Below are 12,664 nucleotides of genomic sequence, written 5' to 3'. Positions count from 1 at the left end.
GGCGGCCTTTCCGTCGTGGGGTCGCGGACCGTACCGAGGTTAGGGCGCCGCGGTGACGTTCCGACCCTCCCCCCGCGCGGCTACACCCTCAGGACGGCGAAGCACTCCCCCGGCACGGTGACAGTGGTCCCCGCGGTCCTGGGCTCGCCGTTGGCGAGCAGGAGTTCGCGCGGGGCCGCGTCCAGCTCCACCCCCGCGCCGTCGGCGTCCAGGTTGCACACCACCCTCAGGTTCCCCCGGACCAGGACGAGCTGGCGTCCGCCGCCGGCCTCGACCGCGAAGCGGTCCAGGCGCGGGTCGGACAGCTCCGGTTCCACGCGCCGCAGGGCGATGAGCGCCCGGTAGGTGTCCAGGACCAGCCCGTGCGGTTCGCGTCCGGGCTGGGACCAGTCCAGGACCGCGCCGTCGCGGGTGGCCGGGTCCATGGGGTCGGGGACCTCCTCCTCGGCCCACCCCAGGGCGGCGAACTCGCGGCGGCGGCCCTCGCGCACGCCCCGGACCAGATCGGGGTCGGTGAAGGAGGCGAAGAACGGCCAGGGCGTGGTGGCCGCCCACTCCTCCCCCATGAAGATCATGGGGGTGTAGGGGGAGCAGAGCACGAGCGCGGCGCCGCAGGCGAGCAGGCCCGGGGAGAGGTGTTCGCCCATGCGGTCGCCCCGCGCCCGGTTGCCGATCTGGTCGTGGGTGCTCAGGTAGGCCAGGAAGCGGCTGCCGGGGACGCGCGCGGTGTCCACGGGCGCGCCGTGGGTGCGTCCGCGGAAGCTGGAGCGGGTGCCCGCGTGCCAGAACACGCGGGTGAGCGCGGCGGGCAGCGCCCCGGGGTCGGCGAAGTCGGCGTAGTAGCCGTGGGTCTCCCCGGTGAGGGCGACGTGCAGGGCGTGGTGGAGGTCGTCGGACCACTGGGCGGTCATGCCCAGGCCGCCCGCCTCGCGGGGCAGGACGGTGCGGGGGTCGTTGCGGTCGGACTCGGCGACGAGGGACAGCGGTCGGCCCAGGGCGGTGGCGAGGGCGTCGACCTCCTCGGCGAGTTCGGCCAGCAGCGGGGTGGCGCGGTCGTCGCGCAGGGCGTGCACGGCGTCCAGGCGCAGTCCGTCCAGGTGGTAGTGGCGCAGCCAGTCCAGGGCGTTGTCCAGGACCGTGCGGCGGACCTGGTCGGAGTCGGGTCCGTCCAGGTTGAGGGAGGGCCCCCAGGCGTTCTCACCGGAGAAGTAGGGGCCGAAGCGGGGCATGTAGGCGCCCGAGGGGCCGAGGTGGTTGTAGACCACGTCCAGCAGGACGGCCAGGCCGCGGCGGTGGCAGGCGTCGACGAGGGCCTTGAGGGCGTCGGGGCCGCCGTAGGGGTCGTGGACGGCCGCCCACAGGACCCCGTCGTAGCCCCAGCCGTGGGTGCCGTCGAAGGCGTTGACCGGCATGAGTTCGACGTGGGTGACGCCGAGGCCGACCAGGTGGTCGAGGCGGTCGGCGACGGCGGCGAAGGTGCCCTGGGGGGTGAAGGTGCCCACGTGGAGTTCGTAGACGACGGCGCCCGCGAGGGGGCGTCCGGTCCAGGCGGTGTCGGTCCAGGCGAAGGCGGCGTGGTCGTGGACGCGGCTGGGCCCGTGGACGCCGTGGGGCTGGTGGAGCGAGCGGGGGTCGGGCAGGGGCTGGGGGTCGTCGTCCAGGAGGTAGGCGTACTCGGTGCCGGGCCCGGCGTCCCCGACCCGGGCGCGCCACCAGCCGTCCTCGTCGGGCCGCATGGCGACGTCGCGCTCCTGTGTGCCGTACAGGCGCAGGCGGACGCTCGCGCGGTGGGGCGCCCACACGGCGAAGTCGCCGCGGACGCCGACCCCCGGGACGGCGGGGGCGGTGAGGGCGTCGGACGTGGTCGGGGTGGTCTGGGCTTCGCTCACGGAGGGTGGTCTACCCGGCTCCCGCATCCGTCACCCGCGGCTGTCGGTGTTGCCCGGGCCTGCCCGTTTCGCTCAGCGGCGCGGGCGGTAGGCGTGCAGGCGCACCGACGCCGTGACTGCCGTCGGTTCGGGCAGGGCGGCGATGCGGGCGCGCAGGTCCTCGGCGCCGACGTGGCGGGCACTGGGCCCCATGCCGACGACGGTCGCGGCGTCGGCGTGGTCCAGGTCCATGGTGAAGCGCAGGTCCTCGGTCCCGGCGGGGGCGAAGTGCCCGTGCAGCGAGTCGGCGAGGCGCTCGTCCTTGCGCGGGTCCACCTCCAGCAGGCCCAGCGGCCCGCGCAGTTCGGCGAGGTGGTCGGCGGCGGGGGCGAGGACCAGCAGCACACCGTCGGCGCGCAGGACGCGGTGGAACTCGGCGGCGTTGCGCGGCGCGAACACGTTGAGCAGGGCGTCCGCGGAGCCGTTGCGCAGCGGCAGGCCCCGCCATGCGTCGGCGGTCACGGCGCCGCCGCGCTCGTGCGCCCTGGCCGCCCTGCGGGCGGCGAACTTGGAGGCGTCGGCGGTCAGCCCCACGGCTTCGGGCAGGGCCTCCAGCACCCGGGTCAGGTGGTGCCCGGTCCCGCCTCCGATGTCGGCGACCAGCGGCGCGGGCGCGGTGAGCTCGCGGGCCAGGGCGGCGGCCAGCGCGTCGGAGATCGGGGCGTGGTGCCCCGCCTCCTGGAACCGGAGGCGGTCGGCGACCATCTCCCGGCTGTCGCCCGTCCCGGGCGGCGTGGCCCCGGTGAGCAGGCTCGCGTACCCCTCCCGCGCCACGTTGAAGCTGTGCCCGGCGCCGCAGGAGAGCCCGCGTTCGCCCTGGTCGAGCCCGCGCCCGCAGGAGGGGCAGGCCAGGGCCGCCGCGACGGCCGCGGGCATGCGGAGTCGGGGGCCGGTGGTGTGTGGGGTGTCCGTGCGCGCCATGATCGCGGCAAGCCTACCCGTGCTCCGGCCAGCCGGGGCGCCGCGGCGCCCCGTCCTCGCCGGTGGCGGCCCTCACTCCCGGGTCAGGACCGCCACCGGGTACCGGTCGAGGACCGCGGCCAGGTGCGCCAGGGTGAGCCCGTCCGCGCTGTCGGGCGCCACGGTCCGGCCCGTGAGCCGTTCGGTCCACGCCCCCGGCCCCGAGGGCAGCGCCACGACCGTGTCCGCCCAGCCCCCGGCGTCGGCCAGCCCGATCGGCAGCCGGGTGGCGATCACCGCCAGGTCGGGCCGGTCGGCTCCGGCCGAGGTCCGCGCGAAGGCCAGGGCGTGCTCCCGGGCCGGACCGGAGGCGGTGAGCGGCAGGTACCCCGAGGGGCGCAGATCGCGGCGTGCGCGCAGGCACGTGCGGACCAGGTGGAGCTTGGCCGCGCCGGTGGCGTCCACCGGCGGGCGCCACCCGTCCTCGATCCGGGTCAGCAGGTCCGCGCGGGCCTGGTGGTCCACGGGCCTGCGGTTGTCGGGGTCCACCAGGGACAGGTCCCACAGCTCGGTGCCCTGGTACAGGTCCGGGACGCCCGGGCCCAGCAGTTGCACGGCCTTCTGCCCCAGGGAGTTGCTCCACCCGGCCCCGCGCACCGACTCCACCACGGAGGCCACCTCCCCGCGCAGGGCCGTGTCGCCCAGCACCCGCCCGGGCCAGGAGCGGACGCGGTCCTCGAAGTCGGGGTCCGGCTCGGTCCAGGAGGTGCCCAGCCGCGCCTCCCGGGCGGCCTTGAGCAGGTAGTCGGCCAGGCGCTCCTCCCCGATCGGCCAGGCGCCGACCAGGGTCTGCCACCCCAGCAGGTTGAGCGCGGGTTCGGGCAGGGCGCACCGCCCGGTCCAGCGGCGCACGGCCTCGGCGAAGGGTTCGGCCACCTCCGACAGGGCGGCCAGGCGGGCGCGCACGTCCTCGGAGCGCTTGGTGTCGTGCGTGGACAGGGTGGTCATGGTGTGCGGCCGGGCGGCCTCGCGGCGGGACGCGCCGTCGTGGAACTCCCGGGGTGTGACGGCGAAGTCGGCGGGGTCGCCGCCCACCTCGTTGAGGGCGACGAACCTGGTGGTGCGGTAGAAGGCGGTGTTCTCGGTGCCCATGGCCACGACCATCCCGCTGGTCTGCTGGATGCGCCGTGCGGCCTCGCCCCGGGGGTCGCGGCGCACCCGCAGGTCGACGGCCTCCAGGTCGTGGGCCAGGTCGGGGCGGCGCCCGGCGGCGGTCTCCACCGCCCGGGCCCAGTCGCGCTCTCCCTCGGGCAGGTAGGAGCGGTACACGTCGAAGGCGCACAGCAGCTCGGCGACGGCCTCCTCGCGGCGGCGCACCGCCTCGGGCGAGGGGGTCTCCCGCCCCCGGTCGGGGCGGGGCGGCAGCAGGGCGGCGATCCGCCGCACCTCGGCGCGCAGCAGCTCGGTGGCGGCGTGGCGGCGGGCCCGCAGGTCGGCCTCGTCGACGTCCACCTCCACCCCGTGATCGAGGGCGAGGGTGGTGAGATCGGCCTCACCGGAGGGGTCGACGAACACGCCGCAGACCTCGCGCAGGGCGTCGTACCCGGTGGTCCCGGCGACCGGCCAGGACTGGGGCAGGCTCTCTCCGGGGGCGAGGATCTTCTCCACGACCACCCAGCCGCCGAAGCGCTCGGTGAGGCGGCGCAGGTAACCGCCGGGGTCGGTGAGCCCGTCCACGTGGTCCACCCGCAGCCCGTCGAGCTGGCCGAGTCCGGCCCAGCGCAGGACCTCGGCGTGGGTGGCGTCGAAGACGCCGGGTTCCTCCACCCGCACGGCGGCCAGCTCGCTGACGTCGAAGAACCGGCGGTAGGTGAGTTCGCTGTCGCCGCGCCGCCAGGACACCAGCCGGTAGTGCTGTCGCTCGTGCACCCGGTCGACGGGGTCTCCGGGCTCGTGGGTGCCGGGGGCGAGCGGGTAGCGCTTGTCGTGGTAGGCCAGGCAGCCGTCGGCGAGGACGAGGTCGGCCAGGGCGGCCCGCCCGCCGTCGCCGTCGTCGCCCAGCACGGGGATGAGCAGGGGACCCGCGTCGAAGTCGATGTCGAAGCAGCGCGCGTACACCGAGTCCCGCCCGTGGGCGAGGACGTCCCACCACCAGCGGTTGGTGTCGGCGCGGACCACGGACACGTGGTTGGGGACGATGTCGGCGACCACACCCAGGCCCAGCTCGTGCGCCTTGGCGGCCAGGGCCTCGCGGGCGGCGTCCCCGCCCAGTTCGGGCGAGACCCGGGCGGGGTCGACCACGTCGTAGCCGTGCTGGGAGCCCGGCGCGGCGGCGAGGATCGGGGACAGGTAGACCGCCCCGGTTCCCAGGCGGTCCAGGTAGTCGAGCAGGTCCGCGGCGTCCTCCAGGGTGAACCCGGGGCGCAGTTGGAGGCGGTAGGTTGACGTCGGAGCGGTGGACGTGTCGTGCGTGCTCATCACGCATCTACCCGTGCCCGTACCGTCCGCGTGTCATGCACGCCGGTCCGCGTGAGCGCCATGCCACAGGGGGTCGCCTTGGGGGTGGCGGTCCGCCGGTGGTTAAATTCTTCGGCGGTGCTCCATCACCAGCGACGACGCTCCCGTTCGGGGACGCGCGGCGGTGAACGCAGACCAGGACCACCGACACCGACGAAGGGGATAGAAGCAGTCGTGCTCCCGTCCAACAAGCGCATCAAGACCGGCGTCCTCCGCCACAGCGGGGCCTCCAGGGGGGCCGCGTCGGCCGCGCTGGCCGGCCTGCTGCTGGCAGTGACCGCCTGCGGCAGCGACCAGGCCGTTCCGGACAGCGCCGCGCCGGAGGTTCCCGAGGACCTGGAGTGCTTCTCCGGCAGCCTCTCGGGAGCCGGTTCCAGCGCCCAGGAGAACGCGATGACGACCTGGATCGCCGGTTACCAGTCGGCCTGCGACGACGCGCGCGTCTACTACAACTCGATCGGTTCGGGCGGCGGGCGCAGCCAGTTCATCGACGGCGCGGTGGCCTTCGCCGGGACCGACGCGGCGATGGACCCGGACGAGAACGCCGACGCCAGGGAGCGGTGCGGCGGCTCGGACGTGGTCAACCTGCCCGCCTACGTGATCCCGATCGCGGTGGTGTTCAACCTGGAGGGCGTGGACTCTCTGAACCTGCGCCCGGAGACGCTGGCCAAGATCTTCAACCAGGAGATCACGCGCTGGAACGACCCCGAGATCGCCGAGGACAACCCGGACGCGGACCTGCCGGACATGGCGATCACCCCGGTCAACCGCTCCGACGACTCGGGAACCACGGAGAACTTCACCAACTACCTCAGCGCCGCGGCGGCCGACGCCTGGCCGCACGAGCCGAGCGGGCAGTGGCCGCTCACCCCGCGCGAGTCGGCGCAGGGCAACAGCGGTATCGCCGACACGGTCGAGCGGGCCGAGGGGTCCATCGGCTACGTGGAGATGTCGCACGTGCACGGCATGTCCACGGTGGACATCGGCGTCGGCGGCGAGTTCGTGGAGATCTCCCCCGAGGCCGCCGCCCAGGTGGTCGCCGAGTCGCCGCAGCGCGAGGACAACCCCAGCGAGTACGACCTGGCGCTGGACCTGGACTACGGCACGACCGAGGCTGGCAGCTACCCGCTGGTGCTGGTCAGCTACGAGGTCGTGTGCCTGGACTACCCCGACGACGCCCAGGCCGAGCGGGTCAAGTCCTTCCTGCGCTACGTGGTGAGCCCGGAGGGGCAGTCGGCCGCCTCCGAGGAGACCGGGTCGGCCCCGGTCAGCGACGCCCTGCGCGAGAAGCTCCTGGAGTCGATCGCCGCCGTCAACTGAGGGGTCGCGCCCGCCCGGCGGTGACGCGTTGACGCAGCGGGCCCGGGTCCGGTCCGCGGCCGGGGACCGCGCGGCGGGGACCGGGCCGCGCGTGAGACGACCCCGGGCCGCGCCGCCCGAACGGGGAACGGATGTCACGGGCACGTCGCATGGGCGGCGTGCCCGTTGTGCGTAAAGCGTCCGGTACCTTGAGTACTGGCCGTGTCGCCCTCGGTCATCCTCGGGATGCGGGGCGTCCGGCGGGGTCCGCCCGCTCTCCTGGTCGATGTCTTCCCCCATCTGCCCGGTCGCGGTCGGACCCCGGGAGGCGGTCAGCGGCGCTCGCGGCGCAGCCGTTGGCGGGCCCGCTCCCATCCCGAGCGCAGCCACCCGCCGGACCGCGCGGCGCCGGTGCCCTCCTGCCCCGGCCCGCACTCCCCCGCGCCGGTCTCCCCCGCCCCGGCCTGCGGTGGCGGGGCGGACACCTCCACCGGTTCGGGTTCGGTACGCGGGGGCGGCGGCACCGAGCGGTACAGCGACAGGTCGGTCAGCGTCTCCTCCCCGGCGTGGATCCGGTAGCGGCCGTGCAGCGCGGCGACCACGTCGCCCAGGTCCTCGTCCTCCTCGCACACCCGCAGGGCCCGGGCCAGCGCGCGGGTGCGCCACAGTCGCACCCCGGCGTCGCGGGTGGGCGAGGCGGCCGGGAAGAGTTCGGTGAGTCCCGCGCGGGCGCGTTCGGCGCTGGCCAGCAGTCGCGACAGGGCCACCTGCCCCAGTCCCCAGGAGACCGGGACCTGGAGCAGGAACGGTGAGGGGAAACCGGTGCGGGGCGCGGACGTGGCGAAGGAGATCCGGGGTTCGCGCAGGTAGTTGGCCTGGATCAGCCGCAGGTCCAGGTGGGGTCCGCCGACGTCCCGCCGGGCCTGGCCGTCCACCGCCCGCAGCCGCCGCGTTCGGCGTACGGTCCCTTCCTCCTCGGCGCCCTCCCAGTCGGCGACCAGGGTGAGGGCCAGGTCGGTCTCGGCGCTGTCCAGGAGCCGGTCCACGCAGCCGCGGACCAGGTCGTAGGGCGCGCCGGAGACCTCGACCACGACGTGCACGAGCGGGATGCGGCGCCGGTGGGCGGGCACCCGCTCGCGGTAGGCGTGCGGGTGCGGCATGAACTCGGCGAGGACCTCGGTGCGGAAGCGTTCGGAGGGCAGCCGGGTGCGTGCGGTGCCCGCGCGGCCCACGTGCCAGCCGGTGGCGGCGGGTTCGGGCAGCAGGACGGCGCCCGCCTGCCAGAGGCGGTAGCCGAACTCGGTGTCCTGGCCCAGGTCGAGGTCGGGGTCCACTCCCCCGGCGGCCTCGTAGAGGCTGCGGCGCACGGCCGCCGCCGCGCCGACGTAGGCGTGGAAGCCCAGGTGGTCGGCGTCGCGCAGACCGTCACTCCCGGTGAGGACGCGCTCGACCCAGGCGTGGTGGCGACCGGTGTCCAGGGTCCTGTGCAGGGCGTCGGTGCGGGCCAGGGCCAGGACGTCGGTGGGGCTCTGGGGCCCGGTGTCGGCGAAGCGGACGCGGCCGATCGTGACGGCCTCGGCGTGGACGTGGTGCCAGCGCGCCTGGGCCTCGACGAACTCGCGGCACACCACCATGTCGGCGTCCATCCACAGCAGGACGTCGCCGGTGCTGGAGTGGGCGCCGTAGGCGCGGGCGTACCCGGCGCCCCAGCCGCCGTCGGGAACGGGCAGGAGGCGGCAGTGCGCGGGGCGCAGGTCGGGCAGCCGCAGCGCCGGGGAGGAGTGGTCGTCCACGACCACGACCTCCATCAGGTCCTCGGGGTAGGTCTGCGCGGCCAGGGAGGCCAGGGCGAGGTCGAGGCGCCGCTGACCGCCGCGCGCCGGGATGACGACGCTGACCCGCAGGTCGGGGGTCCAGCGGCCGATGTCGGGCGGTGTCAGCGCACTCCAGTCGTTGCGGAAGACGCGGGTGAGGACGCGTTCCACCCGGCCACGGTGAGACACTCCGTCAACATGGGACCCTACGTGCTTATTCAGTGACACATAGTAACCATACCCTCACTCGGCTTCACCGCGGAGGCCTTCGCCCATGTGTCAGGAAACGGGCCCGCCGCGAGCGGACCGGGCACACGGGCGGGGACGCGCCGCACGAGGTTCGGCGACGCGTCCCCGACAGAAGGCGCGCGGTCAGCGGTCGTGGCCGCTTTGCGCCCTGAGCATCCGGACGCCGAGGTAGACCATGCCCACGACCAGGGCGACCATCAGGAGCCAGACCAGGAGGCCGACCACCACGGACAGGACCCAGAAGAAGGCGATGACGACCGCGATCCCGGCCGCGACCCTGAACACGAGACGTCCCATGGGCGGAAGGATACGCGGGCCGCACCGCCGACCGGAACCCGCGTCCCCGACCCGCCGCCGGGAAGGGTGCGTCGATCAGCCCCCTCCGGCGCGATCTTGTACTTATAGCGCGTCTGGAACATCGACATCAGCTATAAGTACAAGATCATCGCAGGTCAAAGCCCTCAGGTCTCACCGGCAACGGTTCCGGCCGGTCCGCTAGCCGACGCGGACCGCGACGGTGAAGACGCTGTCCCAGTAGGCGGCCAGGGAGACCTCCTCCAGCGGCTTGGACGGGTTGGAGCCGTGGATCATGTTGCCGTTGCCGGAGTAGATCCCCACGTGGCTGGGCGAGGACTCGCTGTAGAAGAACAGCAGGTCCCCGGGCTGGACCTCGTCGCGCGAGACCCGGGTGCCGGCGTTGACCTGGTCGTAGGTCGTGCGGGGCAGGTTGACCCCCGCCTGCGCCCACGCGGCCTGGACCAGGCCCGAGCAGTCGTAGCCGTCGGGGCCGGTACCGCCCCAGACGTAGGGCTTGCCGATCTGGGCGCGGGCGAAGTCCAGGACGGCCTGGACGTCGCCGGAGGCCGCGACGGCCTCACCACCGCCGCCCGTGGAGGCCTCGGAGGCGGTCGGGTCCTGCCCGCCCAGGCTCTCCAGGACCTCGGCCTGCTCGTCCAGGGCGGTCTCACCCTCCTCCTGGGCCGTCTCGGCCTCGGAGAGGGCGGTGGAGGCGTCCTCCTCCGATTCGGCGGCCTGGTCGCGCAGGTCCTCGGCGCGCTCCACCTGGGCGGTGTAGTCGTCCAGGACGGCGTCCTGCCCCATGGACAGGAAGTTCAGGTCGGCGATGTTCTGTAGCGACGCGTCCGGGTCGCCGTCGAACAGGACCGTGAAGAGGCTGTGCGTGGACCCGGTGTAGGCGGTCTGGGCGATCCCGGCGACCGTGTCGGACATGGCCTCCAGTTCCTCCTGGGCCCTGGCGAGCTGCTCCTCGACCTCTTCGAGTTCGGCCTCGGCGGCCGCGTGGTCCTCCTCGGCCTGGTTGTAGGCCTCGTTCAGCGTCGAGAGCTCCTCCTGGAGCTGCTCGTAGCGTTCGCGGGCCTCCTCAGGGGTGGGCTCGGCGAAGGCGACGCCCGAGGACAGGACGACGGCGCCCAGGGTGGCGCAGCCGACCGTGGCGACACGGCGCCTGCTGCGCCTTCCGGGCTCGGGGTTGCGAGTCAAGGGACCGACTGCCTTTCTCCCACACCCGTCTACCAGCGCAGGGCATCCCGAGGACGCGCCGTGGCAAGGGCGCGTGGGATGCGGTGAGGGGGATCCCGGCGGGCGGCGCTCGAGGGGGCCGAGGGAGGTGTGCCGGCGTTCTGCGGTGGCCTCTGCTCCTGGGAAAGAACTGCTCGTGAGCGAGAGTGCAACGGAAACCGGACACCGTCACCCTGGTGGTGACTAACGGGGGCGTTCCGGCCTGAGGGAACACTAATCCACCACCAGGACCAGTCGCGACCCTTTCGTTACCTTCCCTTGGGCAACCCTCTGACCAGCGATTCCATAACAAGAGGCCCGGAAAGCCCGCCCGAGCGGCCGTGACGGGTCCTAGTTCTCCCCGTTGGAGCCGCCCCAAAACAGGGTAATGACCGCCGAGAAAGTGGCGTGTATCACGCGAACCACCGGAAGGGGGCGGGGGACGCCCCCGCCCCGGCACGCGTCACAGGTGGCGCTGCCACCAGTCCAGGACCGCCTCGAAGCGGGCCACGCGGTGGCTCGGCAGGCCCGAGCGCGACAGCTCGTGCCCCTCAGCGGGGAAGAGCAGCATCTCCGCCTCCTGGCCGCGCAGCTTCAGCGCCACGAACAGGCGCTGCGCCTGCTCCACCGGGCAGCGCCAGTCCTCCTCGGAGTGGATGATCAGGAACGGGAGGTCGATCCGGTCGGCGTAGGTGAGCGGACTCTCCTTGGCCCAGGTCTGCGGCGGCCCGTACAGCGGCCCGGGGAAGAACGAGCCGATGTCGGAGGAGCCGTGGAAGCTCTCGATGGCGTTGACCGCGCGCTCGCTGATCGCCGCCCGGAACCGCTCGCCGTGGTGGGCGGCGATCCAGGTGGTCATGAACCCGCCGTGCGAGCCGCCCATGACGCCCACCCGCGAGGAGTCGAGCCGCTCGTCCTCCAGCGCCGCGTCCAGGAAGGCCAGCACGTCGGTGGCGGTGGTCGCGCCCACCGAGCCGATGATGGCCCGGCCGTGCTCGTGCCCGTAGCCCGAGGAGCCGCGCGGGTTGCACATCACCACGGCGTACCCGGCCGCCGCGTAGACCTGCGTCTCGTCGAAGAGCTGGTGGCCGTACTGGGCGAAGGGGCCGCCGTGGATCATCAGCACCACCGGGTGCGGGCCCTCGCCCTCGGGCACGGTGACCCACCCGTGCACGGGGTAGCCGTCGGCGGTGCGGGCCGTCAGCTCCGTCATCGGCAGGGGGTCCAGCGCACCGGCGAACCCCGTGAGCGCCCGCGTGCCCCCGTCGCCGACCAGGACCAGCTCGCCGCTGCTGCGGCCGTCGGCGACCACCGCGACGGTGACGCCGCCCGCGCTGTCGAAGGACTGGACCTGCACCGGTCCGCCGACGACGGTCTCGGGCTCGCCGCCCGTGAAGGGCACCAGGACCAGGTCCACCGCGCCCCTGTTCTCCGCCAGGCCGAGCAGGCCGCGCCCGGTGACCCTGGGGCCCCCGGCCATCCGCGGGTTCTGGGCGGGGGTCAGCCGGACGGGCGCCGCCGAGGCGTCGGCGGGCACCGACCACAGGGCGCTGGTCTGGCCCACGAAGTCGTTCAGGTCGGGGCCGAGCTCGTCACCGAGGAAGTAGACGGTGGCGCCGTCCTCGGAGAAGTCGCTCTGCGCGGCGTCCAGGTTCCCGGCGGTGACCCGGCGCGGCTCGGCTCCCTCCTCCGGCGCGCACGCCCACAGGTCCTCCACCAGGTCGGTGTCGCGGGTGGCGTGGCGCGCGGCGGCGAAGACCAGCTCGGTGCCGTCCGGTCTCCAGGACACGGACCGGTGGTCGAAGTCGCCCCGGGTCACCCGGACCGGCTCCCCCGCCTCGCCCGAGGGGTCCAGGGGCGCGGAGACGAACACGTGCGCGCGCCGGTCGTTGCCGAAACCGAGGTCGTCCAGCCGGTACTTGAGCTGCGTGATGCGCCGGGGCGGCTCCTTGCCCGGTTCACGGTCCACGTAGCGGTGGGGGTCGGGGACACGCGCGGTGTAGGCGATCCGGGTGGAGTCCGGGCTCCAGCGGGGAGCGCCCGCGCCCAGCGGGTGGGAGGTGATCCTCCAGGGCTCGCCGCCGTCGGCGGGCAGGACGTGGATCTGGGGGCGCTTGTCCTCGTCGGGGCGCAGGAAGGCGATCCACCGCCCGTCGGGGGAGAACACCGGGCCGCTGTCCCTGGTGCCCCGGGTGAGCCGGGCGGGCGGCGCGGAGCCGTCGGTGGGCACGGACCACAGGGAGCCCACGTAGGCGTCCTCCTCCAGGTCCGGCCGGGTCACGGCGAAGACGGCGCGGCGGCCGTCGGGGGACAGGGTGGGCGCGCCGATGCTGTGCAGGTGGGCGATGTCAGCAGGTTTCATACACGGATGGCCGCCCCGGCGCGGGGAGCGCCGTGACCGCCCCCTCCTTTTCGCTTGGCGGTGGGCCCCTCGTCCGG

8 protein-coding genes are annotated in these 12,664 nt (G+C 74.2%); 1 reads left to right on the top strand and 7 read right to left on the bottom strand.

The window, feature by feature from the left end; translation table 11 throughout:
- Nucleotides 1-80: 80 nt before the first annotated feature.
- From treZ to treY, 3 genes are all read right to left on the bottom strand, one after another.
- The gene (treZ, locus tag FYW99_RS07825; RefSeq protein WP_150251311.1) at nucleotides 81-1,889 is read right to left on the bottom strand and encodes a malto-oligosyltrehalose trehalohydrolase; all 1,809 of its coding nucleotides are present in this window, start codon (nucleotides 1,887-1,889) and stop codon (nucleotides 81-83) included.
- A 72-nt stretch (nucleotides 1,890-1,961) separates the two neighbouring features.
- Entirely contained in the window at nucleotides 1,962-2,849 is an 888-nt protein-coding gene (locus tag FYW99_RS07820; RefSeq protein ID WP_150251310.1) for a putative RNA methyltransferase, read from the bottom strand.
- Nucleotides 2,850-2,921: 72 nt separating this feature from the next.
- A complete protein-coding gene (gene treY / locus FYW99_RS07815) occupies nucleotides 2,922-5,306 on the bottom strand; it encodes a malto-oligosyltrehalose synthase (protein ID WP_150251309.1) in 2,385 nt (794 codons plus the stop codon).
- 213 nt (nucleotides 5,307-5,519) lie between these two features.
- On the opposite strand from treY, the gene pstS reads away from it, so the two are divergent.
- On the top strand, nucleotides 5,520-6,665 hold the full coding sequence (gene pstS / locus FYW99_RS07810) for a phosphate ABC transporter substrate-binding protein PstS (RefSeq protein ID WP_150251308.1): 1,146 nt from the start codon (nucleotides 5,520-5,522) through the stop codon (nucleotides 6,663-6,665).
- Nucleotides 6,666-6,976: 311 nt separating this feature from the next.
- Here pstS and FYW99_RS07805 read toward each other — a convergent pair whose 3' ends face one another.
- From FYW99_RS07805 to FYW99_RS07795, 4 genes are all read right to left on the bottom strand, one after another.
- Nucleotides 6,977-8,629, bottom strand: a complete 1,653-nt coding sequence (locus FYW99_RS07805; protein ID WP_150251307.1) for a glycosyltransferase family 2 protein — start codon at nucleotides 8,627-8,629, stop codon at nucleotides 6,977-6,979.
- A 201-nt stretch (nucleotides 8,630-8,830) separates the two neighbouring features.
- Nucleotides 8,831-9,004, bottom strand: a complete 174-nt coding sequence (locus tag FYW99_RS31710; RefSeq protein WP_190394583.1) for a hypothetical protein — start codon at nucleotides 9,002-9,004, stop codon at nucleotides 8,831-8,833.
- Between the two features lie 198 nt (nucleotides 9,005-9,202).
- Nucleotides 9,203-10,207: a C40 family peptidase gene (locus FYW99_RS07800; protein WP_150251306.1), complete on the bottom strand. Its 1,005-nt coding sequence runs from the start codon at nucleotides 10,205-10,207 to the stop codon at nucleotides 9,203-9,205.
- A gap of 481 nt (nucleotides 10,208-10,688) precedes the next feature.
- Nucleotides 10,689-12,587, bottom strand: a complete 1,899-nt coding sequence (locus tag FYW99_RS07795; RefSeq protein ID WP_150251305.1) for an alpha/beta hydrolase family protein — start codon at nucleotides 12,585-12,587, stop codon at nucleotides 10,689-10,691.
- Nucleotides 12,588-12,664 lie beyond the last annotated feature (77 nt).

This window comes from Nocardiopsis deserti (genome assembly GCF_008638355.1).
Lineage (GTDB): Bacteria > Actinomycetota > Actinomycetes > Streptosporangiales > Streptosporangiaceae > Nocardiopsis > Nocardiopsis alborubida.
The sequence above is the reverse complement of the archived record's forward strand: the minus strand, read 5'-3'. Positions and strand labels throughout refer to the sequence as shown.

What these genes read in the sequence shown, in the direction of transcription:
- FYW99_RS07820 (WP_150251310.1), bottom strand. Translation starts at nt 2,849, where the DNA reads ATGGCGCGCACGGACACCCCACACACCACCGGCCCCCGACTCCGCATG.
- treY (WP_150251309.1), bottom strand. Translation starts at nt 5,306, where the DNA reads ATGAGCACGCACGACACGTCCACCGCTCCGACGTCAACCTACCGCCTC.
- FYW99_RS31710 (WP_190394583.1), bottom strand. Translation starts at nt 9,004, where the DNA reads ATGGGACGTCTCGTGTTCAGGGTCGCGGCCGGGATCGCGGTCGTCATC.
- FYW99_RS07795 (WP_150251305.1), bottom strand. Translation starts at nt 12,587, where the DNA reads ATGAAACCTGCTGACATCGCCCACCTGCACAGCATCGGCGCGCCCACC.